The sequence below is a fragment of the Pacificimonas sp. ICDLI1SI03 genome, from assembly GCF_054740865.1.
Genome location: NZ_JBSQAU010000001.1, coordinates 1966023 through 1983787 on the forward strand (window position 1 = coordinate 1966023; position 17765 = coordinate 1983787).

At 59.2% G+C, this 17765-nt stretch carries 17 protein-coding genes and 1 pseudogene; 10 read left to right on the forward strand and 8 right to left on the reverse strand.

Features of this window, described 5'->3' with window-relative positions; genetic code table 11:
* Positions 1–98: 98 nt before the first annotated feature.
* Positions 99–1331 (reverse strand): NAD(P)/FAD-dependent oxidoreductase, encoded by a 1233-nt coding sequence (locus ACSMXM_RS09550; RefSeq protein ID WP_460315719.1) that lies wholly within the window; start codon positions 1329–1331, stop codon positions 99–101.
* Positions 1332–1724: 393 nt separating this feature from the next.
* On the opposite strand from ACSMXM_RS09550, the gene ACSMXM_RS09555 reads away from it, so the two are divergent.
* Genes ACSMXM_RS09555 through ACSMXM_RS09565 form a run of 3 tightly spaced genes read left to right on the forward strand, consistent with a single transcriptional unit; the run spans position 1725 to position 3113 of the window.
* Complete coding sequence (locus tag ACSMXM_RS09555; RefSeq protein WP_460315720.1) at positions 1725–2171, forward strand: YeeE/YedE family protein; 447 nt, start codon at positions 1725–1727, stop codon at positions 2169–2171.
* On the forward strand, positions 2168–2683 hold the full coding sequence (locus tag ACSMXM_RS09560) for a DUF6691 family protein (protein WP_460315721.1): 516 nt from the start codon (positions 2168–2170) through the stop codon (positions 2681–2683). The genes ACSMXM_RS09555 and ACSMXM_RS09560 overlap by 4 nt, the downstream gene beginning before the upstream one ends.
* A gap of 55 nt (positions 2684–2738) precedes the next feature.
* Positions 2739–3113: an Hsp20/alpha crystallin family protein gene (locus ACSMXM_RS09565; RefSeq protein WP_460315722.1), complete on the forward strand. Its 375-nt coding sequence runs from the start codon at positions 2739–2741 to the stop codon at positions 3111–3113.
* A gap of 29 nt (positions 3114–3142) precedes the next feature.
* Here ACSMXM_RS09565 and ACSMXM_RS09570 read toward each other — a convergent pair whose 3' ends face one another.
* The 3 genes from ACSMXM_RS09570 to ACSMXM_RS09580 are packed head-to-tail and all read right to left on the reverse strand — an operon-like array spanning position 3143 to position 6235.
* On the reverse strand, positions 3143–4723 hold the full coding sequence (locus tag ACSMXM_RS09570; protein ID WP_460315723.1) for a bifunctional aminoglycoside phosphotransferase/ATP-binding protein: 1581 nt from the start codon (positions 4721–4723) through the stop codon (positions 3143–3145).
* Positions 4720–5373 (reverse strand): BON domain-containing protein, encoded by a 654-nt coding sequence (locus tag ACSMXM_RS09575; protein WP_460315724.1) that lies wholly within the window; start codon positions 5371–5373, stop codon positions 4720–4722. The genes ACSMXM_RS09570 and ACSMXM_RS09575 overlap by 4 nt, the downstream gene beginning before the upstream one ends.
* Before the next feature lie 43 nt (positions 5374–5416).
* Positions 5417–6235, reverse strand: coding sequence for a universal stress protein (locus ACSMXM_RS09580; protein WP_460315725.1), 819 nt, complete (start codon positions 6233–6235; stop codon positions 5417–5419).
* Between the two features lie 75 nt (positions 6236–6310).
* Here ACSMXM_RS09580 and ACSMXM_RS09585 point away from each other — a divergent pair, with 75 nt between their 5' ends.
* The gene (locus ACSMXM_RS09585; protein ID WP_460315726.1) at positions 6311–6682 is read left to right on the forward strand and encodes a hypothetical protein; all 372 of its coding nucleotides are present in this window, start codon (positions 6311–6313) and stop codon (positions 6680–6682) included.
* Between the two features lie 52 nt (positions 6683–6734).
* Entirely contained in the window at positions 6735–7376 is a 642-nt protein-coding gene (locus tag ACSMXM_RS09590; RefSeq protein WP_460315727.1) for a DUF2238 domain-containing protein, read from the forward strand.
* 90 nt (positions 7377–7466) lie between these two features.
* Here ACSMXM_RS09590 and ACSMXM_RS09595 read toward each other — a convergent pair whose 3' ends face one another.
* From ACSMXM_RS09595 to ACSMXM_RS09605, 3 genes are all read right to left on the reverse strand, one after another.
* Complete coding sequence (locus tag ACSMXM_RS09595) at positions 7467–10010, reverse strand: cation-translocating P-type ATPase (protein WP_460315728.1); 2544 nt, start codon at positions 10008–10010, stop codon at positions 7467–7469.
* Positions 10011–10032: 22 nt separating this feature from the next.
* Positions 10033–10488 carry a universal stress protein gene (locus ACSMXM_RS09600; protein ID WP_460315729.1) on the reverse strand — a complete coding sequence of 152 codons (456 nt, stop codon included), beginning with the start codon at positions 10486–10488 and terminating at the stop codon, positions 10033–10035.
* A 197-nt stretch (positions 10489–10685) separates the two neighbouring features.
* Entirely contained in the window at positions 10686–11120 is a 435-nt protein-coding gene (locus tag ACSMXM_RS09605; RefSeq protein WP_460315730.1) for a VIT1/CCC1 transporter family protein, read from the reverse strand.
* Between the two features lie 1498 nt (positions 11121–12618).
* Here ACSMXM_RS09605 and ACSMXM_RS09610 point away from each other — a divergent pair.
* The 5 genes and pseudogenes from ACSMXM_RS09610 (at position 12619) to ACSMXM_RS09630 (ending at position 17018) form a co-directional block, all read left to right on the forward strand.
* Positions 12619–14418 (forward strand): SLC13 family permease, encoded by a 1800-nt coding sequence (locus ACSMXM_RS09610; RefSeq protein ID WP_460316396.1) that lies wholly within the window; start codon positions 12619–12621, stop codon positions 14416–14418.
* A 486-nt stretch (positions 14419–14904) separates the two neighbouring features.
* The gene (locus ACSMXM_RS09615) at positions 14905–15927 is read left to right on the forward strand and encodes a sensor histidine kinase (protein WP_460315731.1); all 1023 of its coding nucleotides are present in this window, start codon (positions 14905–14907) and stop codon (positions 15925–15927) included.
* A gap of 192 nt (positions 15928–16119) precedes the next feature.
* A complete protein-coding gene (locus ACSMXM_RS09620; RefSeq protein ID WP_460315732.1) occupies positions 16120–16485 on the forward strand; it encodes a response regulator in 366 nt (121 codons plus the stop codon).
* A 47-nt stretch (positions 16486–16532) separates the two neighbouring features.
* Positions 16533–16697, forward strand: a pseudogene (locus tag ACSMXM_RS09625) (IS21 family transposase); the annotation flags it as partial.
* A 33-nt stretch (positions 16698–16730) separates the two neighbouring features.
* Positions 16731–17018: a hypothetical protein gene (locus ACSMXM_RS09630; RefSeq protein WP_460315733.1), complete on the forward strand. Its 288-nt coding sequence runs from the start codon at positions 16731–16733 to the stop codon at positions 17016–17018.
* Between the two features lie 95 nt (positions 17019–17113).
* Here the strand turns inward: ACSMXM_RS09630 and ACSMXM_RS09635 are convergent, their stop codons facing one another.
* The gene (locus ACSMXM_RS09635) at positions 17114–17746 is read right to left on the reverse strand and encodes a tyrosine-type recombinase/integrase (protein WP_460315734.1); all 633 of its coding nucleotides are present in this window, start codon (positions 17744–17746) and stop codon (positions 17114–17116) included.
* Positions 17747–17765: the final 19 nt, after the last annotated feature.

Sequence of the window (17765 nt, forward strand, 5' to 3'; positions counted from 1 at the left end):
AATGCCGGCCAGCTTTGTTCTTTAAAAGACAATCCCTGAAGGGGCAACTGAATTTACGATGACATTCGACCCAATACTTTCTAAGTATGGACAGAGTATTAGGGATTCCTTTTCAGTGGGCGGGTGTACGGCTTACCCCTCGGCCATCCATCTCTGCCCTTCAACAACCCCGTCCAATAGGTCTTAGGAAAAACGTACCTTTCCAGAATCCAGCCCAGCCGGGTCGCCTTGACGGGTTTGTTTGCGGAACGAGGGAACGGAAAAAAAGATCTGCCGCGATAACCAGTTTGCGCGAGCAAAACTCTGCCGCGCGCAACGGTAATAGGGCATACGCCATACCCATCATAAGCAGGCTTCAAGCCACCCGCGCCCAGGTAGGTGATCAGATTTCCGGCGAGAACGGGCGCTTGGGCGCGGATTGCCTCCGCCGTCTTTTCATTGGGGGCGGAACAGCAGTCGCCCAAGGCAAACACGTTCGGAAAGCCCACATGCTGCAGCGTTTCCGGGTCCGCCGCCGCCCAGCCTTCCGCATTGCTCAATTCGCTTTCGCGCAGGGCCTGCGGAGCACGCTGTGGCGGGACGACATGCAGCAAATCGAAATGCCTGACCTCTTGCCGAACCTTCCCATCCGCAGTCAGCTTCTCAAAGGTCGCCTGCCCAGAGGGTCCGTCCACCGCGATCAGGCACGAGCCAAGATGCGGACTGATGCCATATCGACCGACATAGTGGCTAAGCTCTGGCAGGAAATCCCTATTTGCGGTCAGGGCAGCGCCGGGGGTGTGAAATTCCACCTCTATCGTCCCCAATTTCCCTTCGCCGCGCCAAAAATCGCTGGCAAGGTACATTATCTTCTGCGGCGCACCTGAACATTTGATCGGCATTCGCGGCTGAGTGAATAAGGCGCGCCCGCTCCCCAATTCCTGAATCAGATCCCACACATAGGGCGCAGCGTCGAAATCGTAACTGGACGCGACGCCATTCTGGCCCAATGTCTCGGTCAGTCCCGGAATTGCCGCCCAGTCAAGTTCGATCCCCATTGCGAGGATCAGCACGGCGTAGGAGACAGTTCGCCCGTCGCGCAGGACCAACTGATCATGTCGCGGCTCGAAGCGGCAGACCTCCCCCTCAATCAGCACCGCACCCTCTGGCATCACCTCCTCGATAGAGCGTTCCGTCTTTGAATGCGGGTAAAGGCCGGCGCCAACCAGGGTCCAACCGGGCTGGTAATAATGAACCCGTTTCGGTTCGATAAGGGCGATATCGAGTCCCCGCTCACGCAGCAGCAAAACGGCGGCCGTCGTGATGCCGGCAGTGCCCGCACCCACGATCACGATTTGATGTTCGATTCTCGGCGGCAGGCCTCGATCAGCGCGGACTGCGCCGATAGAGGGAACAGGGAGGGAGGCAGAGACCCCGCCAGAGGCTGGCATTAAGGCACCCGCGCTATCGCACGGCATTGGCACTCCATCCGCCGGCCTGCGGTGCTTCGCATCGCACGCTCGACCAGCCGGGCAGGCAATATTCCCAGTGGCAGGCGGGTGTTACAGCTTCGTCCCACACAAACTTATTTCCTTTTTCGGAGAAGTACCGCGCTTCCTTTGGGCGAGGAGCACGCGGAAACCACCTCAATGTTAGGGGCCGTCGCGGCACTCATATTGACCAGAATCAAGCCGATCCACGCTGCCTGCGATAGATGGGCTGCGTAAGCCGCCGGAGGAACATCCATGCCGTATCTCAGCGAAGCCCTGCCGCTAGCGGAGTTGATGGGCGGGTTTCTGATCGGCGGTGCCGCCGTCACCCTGATGGCGTTCAATGGGCGCATTCTTGGTGCCAGCGATATACTGGCCGGCGTTCTTGGTCGGATACCGACGAGAGAGCGCACCTGGCGCCTGGTGTTCATTCTAGGACTGGTATCGGCGCCCCTGATTTTCAGCCTGTTCGGCGGCCGGCTTCCCGCCATCACCATGACGGGTGGTCCCTGGACCGCCGCCATTGCCGGGCTTCTCGTTGGTTATGGAGCACTGTTGGGTTCGGGCTGTACCAGCGGTCATGCCATTTGTGGCCTCGGCAGACTTTCGCCCCGTTCGCTGGCCGCCGTCAGCATGTTCATGATAACGGGCATGTTCGTGGCGAGCGTGATCCATCCCGTGATTATCGAGATGGGATCATGACCCTGCTCCTCGCCTTGGTCTGCGGCCTGATCTTCGGCCTGGGCCTGGTCATGTCGGGCATGATCGACCCAGCGAAGGTCCAGGGCTTTCTGAATATTGTCGGCCCATGGGACCCTCGTCTCGGCTTCGTCCTGTTCAGTGCCGTCACGACTGCATATTTCGGTTTTCAATTGCTGTTCGAGTGTCACCGCCCGATCCTGGCGAAGCAATTTCTGTGGCCACAGAAACGGCAGGTGGACACACCGCTGATCCTTGGCTCTCTGATATTCGGCGCGGGCTGGGGTCTTTTCGGCTATTGTCCGGGTACGGCACTTGCCGCTCTGGCACTCAACAATCCGCAGACCGCCATATTTATCCTAGCGATGATAGCGGGAATGGGTCTGCAGAAGTTGACCACGGTCAAGCACCCGCCCGCGACATCAGTGCACAATGATCCGAGCGGCAAACGCCGCACACCAGATCAGAGGAGCAAGATCCATGAACGAGCAGTCCCTTATTCCCATGATGCGTAGCAACCGGTTTCCTGCCATCCATCCCTTCCGCAGCCTGCAGCACCAGATCGACCGCATGTTCGACGATTTCGGCCTTGCCAGCGACAGCGGCGAAAATCTGGCGCTGCGCCCGAAGATCGACATCAGCGAAAATGACGACGCCTATAAGCTGACCGCAGAACTGCCCGGCGTGGCCAAAGATGACGTCGACTTGCGGGTCGAGGAAGACCAGATCGTCCTGCGCGCCGAGAAGAAGACCAGCCGCGAAGAAAAAGAGGAGAATTATCGTCTTGTCGAACGCAGCTTCGGCACGTTCCAGCGCGCGATCGGCCTCGCCCACAATGTGGACCCGGAGAAGGTAGAAGCAGACTTCAAGGATGGCGTCCTCAAGGTCACCCTTCCCAAAGTTGCCGAAGAGAAGCCCAGCAGCCGGCGCATCAAGCTGAGTTGAACGCCTTGCCGGTCAGGCGAACTGGCGGGTCATTCCGTCTGGTTTGCTTCATCGGCCAACTCTCGCGGACACCGCGTTTTCGCACCCCCAACGCCGTGTCCGCGAGCTTCTTCGCATAGCCGCAACTGCACCTCGCTAAGGACATCGAGAACAGGTGCGGAAGCGTTGAGGACGTGCCAATTTATCGGCCCCGTGCCGCTTTCGATCTGTCGCTTCAGGACCGGGCGGTCCGCATCGGACGGTCCCTTCGGCCGGGCCGCCAGACGGGCCGAAAGCGTTGCCTCATCACCCTGCAGCCAGAAGCCGGAGAAGTCAGCGGCGGCATCCTTCGCGAGCCGCTGGATCGCCGCTCTCTCGCCAGCATCTGTGAACGTGGCATCGACGATGACATTCCAGCCTGTGCGTAAAGCGCGGGCGCAGTCCCGCCTCAATCGGCGATAAACGGCGCCGTTCACGGCGGCAGTATAGGCCGCTTCGCCGAGAACCCGCTCCGGCAGTTCATGAAACATGCGCTTGCGGACGACATCGCTGGAAATCGTGATCGTCCGGGGCAGGGTCAGCAGCTCTCGCGCCAAGGTCGTTTTACCGGTGCCGGAAAGCCCGCCAATGGCAATCAGCCGCGCGCGCTTTCTGCTCGCAAGCATCTCGCCTGCCCACTCGATATGGTGGGCGGTGGGATGGCCCTTCATCGCGCTCGTCAGGGCCCGGACCATGGCCCGGGCCGACAGGAATAGCGGTATTAACGTCAGGCCGGCATAGTCCCGTGTTGCCGACAGATAGCGCGACAACAGCAATTGTGCCTTTCCACGGTGACCGCGCAATTCCAGATCCGCCAGCAGGAACGCCAGGTCGTACGCGACATCTATGCGCGCCAGATCATCGCGGAATTCCACAGCGTCGAACGGTGTGGGAACTCCGTCCCACAGACAGATATTACTAAGATGAAGATCGCCATGGCAAAAGCGCACAAAACCATGCCGGCCACGCCTATCTATCAGAAATGCCTGCCGGGCGCAGGTCTGCATCGCCGCCGAAGCCCACCCCTGGCAATCACGCACCTGCCCGGTTTCGACATTTGCGAAAATATCTGCTGCGAGGTTCCTTAGTATCTCACGAAAATCCCGCGCGGCATTGTGGACACGGACAATGGCGGCGTCCATATGCAGCGCAGCAATGCGATCGCCGGTCCTGTTGAGGATATCTTCGGTCAGACGACCGCCATCCAGCATCACATCGAACTGCATATTCCTGTCGAACCTGTGCATTTCGACCAGCCAGTCCACTGGTTGGCCATCGCCGTCCAGCGCCAAGCGCCCGTTCGCCTCATACGTCACGGGTATCACGCCCAAATAAAGCGAGGGTGCGGCATGCCGGTTGATCGCAACCTCCCGCCTGCAAAAGGCGCGGCGATCCTGAACGTCGCGATAATCGACGAAGGGCAATTTCAACGCGCGTTTGAGTTTGTAGGCTCGCCGTTCGGTCAGGAAGATGTGAGAAATATGGGTAGTCACATGTTCCGGCGCCCGCCCCCCATAGGTGCGCGGCGATGACAGAAAAGCGACGACCTCATCCTGCGACCCTTCGCTGGCCTGACGACCGAGGCCGTTCATCGGAAAACCTCGATCTTGTCAACGACCTCAGTCACGCCGGGAACCAGCCAGACGGCATCCTCTACCTTTGCCTTTTGCGCCTGCGTGGGAAGAGCGCCGGATAGATAGACGATGCCCCCCTCCACCTCTGCCTCGATCTGGCCGGCTTCTTCGTCAGCCTCATGATGCAGTGCGCGGCGGATTTCGCGCCTGACGGCCGCACAGGACGGCCTTTGCGTGACATGGATCGCGTTCGACAAGCCGGTCACGCCCGGCACTGAACTGACCTGCTGCTCTACGATCAGCCGCTGATAGGGCCATTCGACCGTGCCGGTCAGTTTCACGAAGCCTTTCCGAACCTCAATGCCGATACGCTCCTCGGGTATGCTGGAGGTATGCTCAAGCAGCCTGCGGATTGCAGCCGCAAGCTGATCGTCCGCGATGGCCCGCCCGACCGCCAGACGAACCTCGATCTCGTCCGCCAGCCCCTTTACACCGCGGCGACGGCGTACCGCCTCCAAGGCCGCCGCGCGAGCAAACTGACTGTCCACATGGCCCGTCAAGGTGACGATCCCGTTTTCCACGGCGACGCCAATATGGGCGTGATCGACATGCGGGCTCCACTCAAGCGCCGCCAAGATCGTCTGTTTCAGTTCCTGGTCCTTCGACATCATCATGGTTCCTTGTGTGGAAAGCACCTGAAGGTGACGGCCGCTAATGATTGAACAGAACCGGGAACTTCCGCTGGGTCAGCAGATGCTGCGTGACGCCGCCCAGCATCATCTCCGCCATGCGGGACCGGCCGTAGGCGCCCATGACGATCATGTCGGCATTGATGCCCTTCGCCGCATCCAGGATCGTGGCGGAGTCGGATCCCCTTACAACCAGTTCGTCGATTTCGACCTCCAGGCCGTGATAGCCAAGATAGGTGGCGGCTGATCGCAGATCCTCTCGCCCGCTCACCTGTTCCCCCGCCGTGACGAGCAGCACGTTTTCTGCCTGTTTCAGCAGCGGCACACTCGCCCTTAGCGCCCGGCCGGACTCCTCCGTCCCGTCCCACGCCACCAGCACCTGTCCTTTTGGTTCGAACCGTTCGCAGGGATCGGGGATACCGAGAACGGGCCCGCTGATCCCTGTGACGGCGCCGGCAAGAAAGCGCTTGCTGCTTAGCGGACCGCAATCTTCGTCGGTCAGACTGACAACCGTCAGGTCTGCCAGAAGCGCTTTTCGCCTGAGGCCGTGAAGCGCGTCGATGTGCAGCCGGCACCAGGTCCATGGCACATCCTCTCTTTCAAGCTTGGCCTCCCACTTGTCGCGAAATGCTTGCCATGCCTCCTCCGACTGCTTGCGAAGCTCGTCAGTTGGAAAGCCCGTCCATACGCCAACGGGATAAGCATCAACGAGCAGAGCCGAGATCGCAATGGAGTGGCAGCAGGTCAGATGCGCGCCAAGGACCCGGCTTACCACCAGCGCTGCTTCCAGGCGGGATGACTGCGCCGCATCCTCATTCATATGCAGCAAAATGCTTTTCATCATTATGTTCCCTTTCTGAACCGCCCGGAATGTTCGCCGGGTCCGGGAACAAGTTTGCGACGACGAAGCGACTCATTGCTTGACCTGCGTCAATCCGACCCGACGGAGACATGCAAAGAGGCGCTACCGTTTGCAAAAAGGGATACAAACATGTCCGATAAACATCATGACTTTAAGCCTGAGCTGGAGACCATTCGCGAAGACGTGGAAGCTCTGAAGTCCGATCTGCGGGAACTTTCGAATTCCGTACGCGGCGTGGCCGCAGGCAAGGCATTTACCACTGTGCACGGCACCGCGGACGCCATCCGTGAAAACGCCATGGAATTGCGCGATTATGCGCGCGGAAAGAAGGACAGCGCCATGACCGAACTCCGGCTGCATCCGCTTTTGAGCGTGGCCATCGCCGCCGCCGCGGGCGCGGGCTTGGCATTGACGGTCGGCCGATAATGTCGTGGCTATGGCCGCGCCTATAAAGCGTAGCGTCCGAACTTGGGAAATGATGAAGGACAGGCTTTCCTCATTTCCCTGTCTTTTCGGGCTCTTCGCGCTATTGTGGATCTCGCTGGCCCTGGCCCCCTTCGACCGGTCTGTCTGGCTGTTGGAAAACGTTCCGGTCGTGCTGGTGGCTGGCGTTCTGTGGAAATACCGGTGCTGGGGACAACAGGCTTTATCGCGCCCGGCGATGCTGATGCTGTTTCTGTTCGCCCTTCTTCACCTAATCGGCGCCCATTACAGCTATGCCAGGGTCCCGGCGGGCGAATGGGTCGCGCAGGAACTCGCCCTGACGAGAAACCCCTATGACCGGATCGTGCATTTCGCCTTTGGCTTCCTCGTGCTTCCTGTCACAGAGGACGTGGTAAGAGACATCGCTCGCCCGCTGCGAGGGTCGACTTTTATCAGCGCCTCAATCCTCTTGGCGTTCGCCGCTCTTTTTGAAATCGGCGAATGGTTGCTGGCGGAACTTGCAGGTTCCTATTCGGGCGCCGCCTATCTGGCTACGCAAGGCGACACACTTGACCCATATAAGGATCTGGCCTCCGCAGTGGCGGGGGTGATCCTATGCCATTTTCTAATTTCGTTATCGCAGCGCAGGCTTCGGCGGCTGTGGAGACAGAAACGAACGGGCCGCTGGACAGTGTAAGACGTCCGCTGGGCAAGATAAGAAGCCCGTTCGGAAAATTCTACCAGAAGTTCACAAGGGTGTAGCACAAGATACGTGAACCACACCGCTTCAAGCGCGAGGATCACCTTTTCGCCCGAGACCTCGTTTGAAGGAAAGCCGCTTCTTTGGATTGAGCGGCAATTCCCCTTCACGTGCGCGACCCTTCTGATGCGAGTCTGAGCTATTCGCCAATCGGAAAGCTGTATTCGGCAAAGCGAACAGAATGCCCAGGCCGGAAGCCAGCAATCCGGCTTTCCATCCCACAGCCGTGAAATCGAACCAGCTGGCCACGCCAGGCACACAAGCTGTCGCTAGCACGAAAGCGGCCGCGGCGCACACGACCAGCCTGGAAGAGAGGTTTTTGAGGCTACTGAGGATAGCAAGCGTCGCGGACAGGGCTGAGAGCAAGACGAAGAATGCCAGCGTTCGCGCTTCCCCGATACTCGCTCCTTCGCCAAGAGCAGAGATGAATTGCCAGCCGACGCCGATCGCCACCACCAGGCCCGTCACACAGATGACAGTAATCTGGCGTGCGCTGAAAAACCCTGCCCCTCGCGGGACGCCTTTCGTGACGGTCGGCCCGGGTTTCTGCTGGAACCCGAGAATGGCCGCCGGATGGATGAACAGTTCCAGTACTACGATGTGGATTGGCAGGTAAAGCAGGGGGAAGTCGAGCAGCGGAATTGTCGCTGCCGTCGTCACGAGGGGAATATGCACGACCAGCAGGAACGCGAAGCTCTGGCTGAGATTGGCGAACAGCTGGCGTCCCTCGGTGATAGCCTTGATTATCGTAGCGAAATTGTCGTCCATCAGCACGATGGCGGCAACTTCGCGCGCGCTTTGCGTGCCCCTCAAACCCATGGCAATGCCGATATCGGCCACCTTGAGCGCCGGCACATCGTTCACGCCGTCGCCCGTCACTGCCGTGACCGTTCCGTCCTCGCGCATGGCTCTGACCAGCTTTGCCTTCTGGGACGGGGAGGCCCGGGCGATCACGTCCAGTGTAGACAGGAACGCGCGTTCCCCGGCGTCAATGCGCTGCTCTAGTTCGTCGCCCGATATTACTGTCGGATTTGTAGCCAGCCCAGCTTCGCGGGCGATCGCCTCGGCCGTGCGGGGATGATCTCCGGTGACCATGACAACGCGGATGCCTGCGCCCTGTGCGATTGCGACCGCGTCGCGGACACCCTCGCGAACCGGATCGGCGATCCCGATTAGACCTGCGAGAGTGAAGCCGTCTGAAGGCTCGACATCGCCTTGGAGGTCTTGTCGAAACGCGCAGCCGATGACCTTCTGTCCGCTCGACGATAGCTCCGCGAGCACCTTGTCGAATTGCTCGTGCTGTGCAGGCGAGAGATCGCAAAGGCCGACAATCGTTTCAGGGGCGCCCTTGGCGACCGCGAGCGTTCCGGATCCTGCTTCCCAGATCGCCACCTCCTTCCTGCGCGCCTCGGTGAAAGGAAAGGTCCGGACAAGCGTCCATCCGGAAGGAGCGAGCGGGGCTGCGGCCCTAAGCGCCTCGTCAAGCGGATCGTGCGATGCTTCGCGCGCAGCCCTTGCGCCCAGTTCCAGCAGGCGTTCAGGGCTCGTCTCGGCAAACCCTCGCAGCTCCTGCAAGCGCAACCGGCCCTCTGTAATGGTGCCGGTCTTGTCGCTGCAGATCACCCCGACCCGGCCGATATTTTCCACGGCCACGGCGCGGCGCACCAAGGCCTTGCTTTTGGCAAGACGGTAGGCCCCGACGCCAAGAAAGAAGGTCAGTGCCACCGGAAATTCTTCGGGAATGGCAGCGACCGCTAGGACCGCGGCGCTCAGGAATGCGTCGATCAGGCCATGTCCCTGGTAAAGCCGGATCCCGGCGAGCAACAGGCAGATCGCCACCGCGACCATCAGCAGCAGGCGAACCAGCCCTGCAACGGCGAGTTGAAGCGGCGTCCGCTCGTCCCGTGTCCCGGTCGCGGCGGCGACGATTTCGCCATAAAGGCATTCCCGTCCCGTAAAGAGGAGCCGTACGTGCGCAGCCCCGGTCAGGAGACGCGTGCCGGCAAAGATCCAGTTTTCCTCGACCAGGACGGGCTCGCCAGGCGACACCGGACGCTTGGCGACTGGATACGCTTCGCCGGTCAGCGAGGATTCGTCCGCCTGCAGGTCATTGCCCGCCACGATTACGCCATCCGCCGGAAACGCCTCGCCGGCAGTGACCGACACCAGATCACCCGCGACCAGTTCACCGGCCGAAACAGCCCGCTGCCCTGAGCGACGGATCACGACGGCTCGCGTCGCAAGCGCGCTTCTGAGGCCCTTGAGCGACGCTTCGGTCCGCCGGTGAAGGTAGAAATCCATGCCGATGAGCGGCATCAGGGCAAGCATCAGGACAGCGGCATCCGACAACTCGCCCAGGCCGGCAAACACAATGCTCGTGACCAGCAGAAACCAGAGCATCGGATCGTGTGCAGTATCGCCGGCCAATTGGCGCGCCGACCTCGCCTGATATTCGGCGATGACGTTGTTGCCGAAACGCTCGCGCAGCGCGGTGGCTTCAGAATCGGTGATGCCTTCCAGCTCGCCGGCGCGGAGCAGCGCTTCACGTTCCGGCGGAACCTCGCGCCTCATGTTTGTTGCCTTTGCACCGGCGTTATCCGCGCACAACCATCACCGAACACTTCGCATGACGGACGACGCGCGAGGCATTGGCGCCCAGCAGATGGTCCTTCATTTCCGGTCGGTGCGACGACAGCACGATCAGATCGGCCTCAAAAATCTCGCCAGCCTCAATCAGCCCGGCATGGACGGAGCCGCTTCTGACAATTTCTTCAACCTCCCTGTCGGCGGTGTAATCGCGCGCGACCTTCCTCAGCTTGGTCCGCGCGTCCTCTATGAAAGCGCGAACTGACGATACCGACCATTGCGCCTGCACCATCAGCACAGTGTCCGGCACCACATAGGCGAGCGCGACCTTGGCGTAGAAACAATCTGCGAGGGCCAAAGCCGTGGCCATGGGCTTTTGCCATGAACTGGGTTCATCCAGATCCACGGCGACCAAAATCTTTGAATACACCGGGCTCTCCCTCTCGATTGGTGTACTATCCATGCCAGCGGTTCTCTTCGCGGAGCGCTGGCCAGCCGCTTCTCAAACGACTGTGCCGACGAGCGAACCGATGTCGGCGGTAACGGCCATCGGCGCGGCTCTCCAGAAGGTTACCCGCAATACGGCTCTTGTGACTTGCGCACCGTCAGCTTTGGCGCCGATCGCGCCCAGTCCAGCCAGAAACATCCTCGAGATAAGTGTCACGCCAACGATAAGCGGCTGCCCAAGAGCAAAACGCTCGCAACCAGATAGGGACACGCGGCGGCGTGTTTGAAAGTCGCCGCCCAAGTCAGCGCGGCCTGGATCGGTCGGGCCGTCGTCAAGTGGGGCATGCTGAGTTCGTCGCGTGGATGTGTACCCAGTGCGTTGTGGGCCTTCATCTGCCGGGCGACTTCATCTGCTGTCGATTTCGCGAATCCGCGTTGCTGGTTAATTCCGGAGAGTTCGCAGAACTCCGCCGCGGGAGACGAAGCGAGTTCCGCCCGCTCCCGCGTCAAATCGGCCGCTTCAGTATGCGCCTGCGAGCTGACTGAGATATATTCGCCGGCGGCCATTGACCTTGCCGCGGCGACGAGCCCGGCCACCCCGGCAAGCATGATCTCGCTGCGGCCTTGCGCGGCGGCCGCAGCCCCCAAGATGAGGCTCGCGGTAGATACGATTCAGTCGTTCGCACCGAGAACTGCCGCACGCAACCACACGATCCGCTCGACCGGGAAAAGCTCGGGATGAACGTTGCGGACGGCAGGCTTATTCTTGTTCAACCGCTGTACGCTTATCTCACCTTCGCCAGCTTCTATCGCGGAACTTCTCGTGCACCAAAAAGAGATGCTTGCCCGTCATTTTCGTAGAATTGGTTCTGATCAAAAAGCAGGTCAGGTGATGATAAGCACGCGCTTGCGGGCACCGGATAATCTATTCAGTGGCAACAGCTCATGGCGGCGGTCACTTTCGACGGGCGTCGAATGAGATCTCATCCCCGAGGTATGATGAACGGCCACAGCCTTCAGGCACTCCTGAATGACCGAACCGCTCTCTCCTCGGTTGGTTTCCGCAACAAGCGCGCGCGTGCGCGCGCGAGGCAGGTGACGACAACGTACGCAATTTCGAGCGACGACATCGTCCTTCTGCCCGGTGGCAAGGGCAACGCGACGTTCGTTTTGCCCACAGGTGCGCGCGTATGCGCGCGCGAGGCCGCCCCCTACTAGGAAACGAGCGTCTCCACCGTCCGGCGAAGCCTTCATACCAAGCGGTAAATGACGCTCCAGCATCGGTGCCAACATCCCCACCAGGAGTCCTAGTTTGATGAGACACCAACACGAGGTGCCGGCAACAGTTCGCATAACCTTCTTTTCGTCTTGGCAGTCCCTCGCGCGCGCGCGTACTGCGAACGAAAGCACACCCAGACGTGGGGGCTGGGTCATACGCGTTGTGTCCGCCAGTTTCCGCCAAACCTCGTGAGACGTCACACGGACATATATCATGCGTACTGTTGAGCTGTTGTCTACGAAGTCGGGCGGTTCGTCCAATGTTCTGGGATAGGGAAACCCGCTTTCCGATGATGACCCCTTGGGACTGATAAGCCTCAGCGTGCGGCATCCCGGCCGCCCAGAAACGTAGCTCCTCGCAGTGGATTGCGACGGCGCAACCTACCGATCCACGCTTTGCGCACGCGATCGAGACCGTCGGACGCATGATGCCCATGTACGAACGCGCCCATTTCCCCGTTTCAACTTCCGTAGAACTGCATGAGGCGGCAACGTCGGTGCTGGCACCGCTGGTTTGCGCATGTCGCGCGGATACGCCTCCAAGTTCAGAAAGGATCACAGTAAAAGAAGTTAGCAGCAATCTCCTCTACAGCGCTGATTCCGAAAGCTGCATTGGTCCTTGCCCATACAGGCCCGCCAGTTGCGGCATCGCCTGATGGCGTACCGAGTCTTCCGCGAAAGCATTGCGCCCACATGCTGCCAACGCTGCGTTTCGGAATACAGGAATTCAACTTCCGCTGATAATGAACGCTGGTGAATTATATGCATTACCCATCTGCGTAGCTGCGATAGAATAACCTCTGCCACCATTCTCCAGAACCGCTGGTCTCGCATCAGCGACGACGGCATAGCAAGGCCGATGCCGCCAATGATTGTCTCCTTCCTCGACGCTCACTCTGCGCTGATTGGCCTCATCACCCTTGTCGTGGTTTTCATCGCGTTCGCGATGGAGCGCCGCCCGCCTGTGGTTATTGCGGTCTTGGGAGGGATCACGATGATGATGCTCGGCTACCTGTCTGTCAGCGAAGCAATGAACGTTTTCGCCAATCCTGCGCCAATCACCATCGCCGCCATGTTCATTCTTTCGGGTGCCTTGTTGCGCACCGGCGCGCTGGAAGAAGTCTCGGGTTGGGTCATTCGCCGAGCGCTTCGCAAGCCACGATTGGCCGTTGCAGAGATTGGTGGCGGGACGATCCTGGCATCGGCCTTCATCAATAACACCCCGGTGGTGATCGTGATGATCCCTATTGTTCAGCGCCTGGCGAGGGTGATGGGGATCGCGGCAACGCGCCTGCTGATACCCTTGTCTTATATCTCCATCCTCGGCGGCACGCTGACGCTGATTGGCACCTCCACCAATCTCTTGGTGGATGGCGTTGCACAGACACAGGGCATGGAAGCCTTCGGCATCTTCGAAATGACCGCCGTCGGCCTGGTAAGTGCTGCGACCGGGGTGGTTTTGCTTGCGCTGCTGGGACGCTTCCTGTTGCCCGATCGCGCCGCCCATGGTCTCGATGCGCCAAGCGAGAGCGACACCTATCTTTCGCATCTTGTGCTGCTCGCGAAAAGCGATCTGATCGGCCGAAAGTTGAGCAGCACAGCGATATTTCGGAGGCCGGGCATCCGGATTGTCGGTATGCAGCGCGGCAAGGTCATAGAACGACGCAACTTCGAAGATTGGATGCTCGAGCCTGGGGACCAGTTGATTGTCGCCGCCAGTCCGGATGAGCTGGCGTCTTTGGCCGAAGCAAATGATTTCAGCACCGGACTGACCGGCGTAGGAGGGGGAATAGCGACGACGGGAGAAGATCGGCCAGACGATCTGCGGTTGGTCCAGGCAGTCATTTCGCCATCGCATCCGATCATCGGACGCCGGTTGGCCGATATTCCCCTGCTGTCTCGCATCAGAGTCAGGGTACTCGGTCTGGCGAGGCCTCGGCACATTGCCGGGCCCGATCTTGCGAATGTGCGCGTGCGTGCGGGCGATCGGCTGCTGATCGCCGCTGGCAATGACGCCGCACAGTCCTTGCAAACCAATATTGGGCTGACCGATGTTAGCGAAGCGCCAGTGCGCGCTTTCCGCCGCGTGCGCGCTCCGATCGCGATCGGGACGCTGGCGGGCGTGGTCATTCTTGCCGCTCTCTTTGGCTATCCGATAGAAGGGCTGGCGCTGGCTGGGGTTGGAGTGGTCCTGCTGACCCGCTGCATCGAACCTGAAGAAGCGTGGGCTTCGATCGATGGCAGTACGCTCGTTCTCATTTTTGGTATGCTAGCCTTCGGCATGGGGCTGGAAAACGCGGGGACTGTCGATCTGATCGTGAGCGCGATCCAGCCATGGCTGGCCGCGACCTCGCCGTTGCTGCTATTGATTGCCGTATACGCGGTTACCAGCACCTTGACCGAGACGGTAACCAACAATGCCGTGGCGGTTATCATGACTCCGATTGCGATCGGGCTGGCACAGGGCGTCGGCGCCGATCCGCGTCACCTGGTCATCGCGGTGATGTTCGGGGCCAGCGCGAGCTTCGCCACCCCGATAGGCTATCAGACCAATACGCTGGTTTACGGTGCAGCCAATTACCGGTTCATGGATTTCGTCAAGATAGGCGTGCCTATGAACATAGTAGTCGGCCTCGCCACCTGTCTGGCGATCAACACTCTAATGTAGAGAAACTAATTCGCCCCGCTCGCCAGCATCGTCCGATATTACGCCAACTTCAACGACGCCCCTGCTACACGCGAGCACCTCGAATCGCACTGCGGAGGGGCCGGAACGTCCGTTATTCTGGTCTGTGCTTCCGAAAGGAGACGTTCGGGCCAGTCCAACATTGCAGCCATTCCGCTTCAATAAGCTGATTTCCGCTTTGGAGCGGTTGACGAATGGTCGCAAGTGACTGGGAGGGGCGCAAAACAGTTGTGGGCCGCCATCCTATGCGCGTCCCTCCCGAGAATGTTGATGCTAAAGATGCACCGAAAATTCCCAATGATTTGAGTGTCTCTTTCATCTTGTCGGGTGCCCCCGTCTCTATGTGGGCACATAGATTACGCAGGGGCTGGTCTCCGGTCTTTCCCTCGATTGGGTGCATGCGTAGAGCACAAATTCATGCGCCCGCCCTACGTACGCGGCAAGGCGCAACCGAAGTGGGGATCGCATATGCGCATATTCGAACACTCGGAGGCGATAAGGTCGTCTCCCTTTATAGCGTGGGGTCTGGGAATCATTTTTTTCGCAGCGGCGCTGGCTACGCGGTTTGCCTTTCATAATGTTCTTCCTGCAGGCTTTCCCTATCTGACATTCTTCCCGGCTGTCATTCTGACAACTTTCTTCGCTGGCGTCCGTCCGGGTATCACGTGCGCGACCTTGTCCGGGCTGTCGGCCTGGTTCTGGTTCATTCCGCCCTTGTGGACATTCGACATAAATTCGTCAGTCCTCGTGGCGCTTGGGTTCTACGCGTGCATCATCGGTGTCGACATCGTGCTAATCGATGTGATGCATAAGGCTGTCCAAGGCCTTCGCAGGGAAAAGGAAACAACGCGGATACTTTTTGATCGGCAGAAAGACTTATTAGAAGACCAGAAAGTTCGAGAGCGTCAGCAAGAAGTCCTTCAGAAGGAGCTCGCTCACCGCATGAAAAATACGCTGGCAATGGTACAGGCTATCGTTTCTCAAAGCCTACGTAATGCTTCCGATCCAAAGGTTGCTGCCGAACTCACTTCGGCGCGGATAATGGCGCTTGCAAGGGCCCAGGATGCACTAACAGCAACGGATTGGTCGGCTGCGGATGTCGAGACGATCGTTAGGACGGCAGTCGCTCCCCTAAATGAAGGAGGCGATAGATTTGTGATCTTGGGACCGCGAGTAAGATTGGAAACTCAGCGCTCTCTTGGACTATCCTTAGCTGTCCATGAATTGGCGACAAACGCCGTTAAGTATGGGGCTCTCTCGAATGCCAACGGTCACGTCAAGATTGAGTGGGACTCGGCGGATACGAACGAATTTACCTTCATCTGGACTGAAAACGGGGGGCCGGAAGTCCGGGCCCCCTCGCATCTGGGTTTTGGATCGCGGCTGACACAACGGGTCGTGCCATCCTATTTTGATGGCAGTGTGACAACCGACTACGCTCCGGCCGGCCTCATCTACAGGTTAGATGGATCGCTGGTGTCGCGCCGTTAGCACAGCTAGAAAGCCCCGCTTGATACAGAAACTGCTTTCGTAATGAAGCCCTCGCCAGAGCCCACCACCGTCGGGAGGGAACGTTATGAGACCATTGCAAACTTAGCATTTGAGGGATCAATCCTTCAGGCAGGGCGTTCGCAACTTATCATTCCGTAGGTGGCGGGATTTGACGGATAGGATCGCGTCCCAATGGAAGCCTCTGCAGCAGTCATCTTAATTGTTGAAGACGAACCCCTGATCAGGTTTGATGTTTCTGAACAGTTGGAGGCGCAGGGGTTCAGAGTGCTTGAGGCTGGCACTGGAGGACAAGCGCTTGCCACGATTGAAAGAGTGAAGCGGGTCGACATCGTCTTTACGGATGTTGATATGCCAGGGAAAGTAAATGGGCTTTTGCTTGCGCGGCAGGTTCGTGCGAGATGGCCTGCAATCGGGATTATCGTTACGTCCGGGCAGGCTGTGATAAGCCCCGATGACCTTCCGGCTCGATGTCGTTTTTACCCAAAGCCGTACAGGATGGAGAAGATAAGCGGGGCGATGCAGGAACTACTTTCTTGAGGCATTTTAAGTTTTAGTTTGTCCTGAAAGATGGGGTGTATGCCTGGGCCTATCTGCGCGAGACCCAAGAGATGCTGTTCGAAGCACATGCGCGCGGCTTCGCGTTCTTGGGCGGGGTGCCGCAGCGTGGCATCTACGACAACATGAAGACGGCGGTGACGTCGGTGTTCATCGGCAAGGAACGCGTCTTTAACTGCCGGTTTCGGGTGATAGCCGACGCAGCGTCCCTCGGTTACCAATAGCGCATGAGCGAACGAACCGAACTGAAATCCCGCCTGCGGATGGTCGAGGTAGTCCTACGTTGGGCGTGGGACCCCATTGGCGTTCGCGGCATCGGAGAAGCGGCGGACGAGTATGATAGCTACGCACTACCGGTTCTTGGCATTCTTGAGCGAAGCGCGCCGGATGAGCAGGTCGCGAATTTTCTCACATCGGTCGAGACTGAGCGGATGGGAATTGAACCCGACACCAGCAAGAACGCCGATCTCGCGGTCATGCTGCGTGAGTTGCACGCTATCTATCGCATGAGCTGATCGACCGCTATCCACCCTAATGTCGGCCGACCGGCCTTGCGGGGCAAATACCTTAAAAGCGGTCGACCGGCGCCACTGGCCGACCGCTCGATGAATCAGATTTCGGTGCGCTCTGCCAAGAGCAAAGCGTCTTCGACATCGACGCCGAGGTAGCGGACCGTGTTCTCGATCTTAGTATGACCCAGCAAAATCTGGATCGCACGAATGTTGCCGGTGGCCCGATATATCATCGCGGCTTTTGTCCGCCGCATCGAATGCGTTCCGTATTCGGATTTGCGAAGCCCGATCGCAGTCACCCATTCATCGACAAGGCGGGCATACTGGCGCGTGCTCATGTGTCCGGCATGATCGACTCTGCTTGGGAAGAGATAATCGCCTGTTGAGCCGCCCCGTCGTTCCAGCCAAGCTAGCAATGTCGCTCGGACATCTGCGGTGAGTTCAAACTGCACTGGTCGATTGGTCTTCTGCTGGATGACGATCGCACGATTACGGATGTCAGCGCCGGCAACCACGTCGCCAATCCTAATCTTCACCAAATCGCAGCCGCGCAACTTGCTGTCGATGGCAAGATCGAAGAGTGCCTTGTCCCTTAACCGTCCTTCGCGATCGAGATGAAAGCGGATCGCCCAAATCTGTTTCTGCGTTAGCGGGCGCTTCGTTCCTACATTTTTGCCGGTGTTCCAGGCCACGCGTCCCTGCATGGCGGGATCAAATCGTGAGTATCCCATCGTTCTTCTCCTCGGCCGA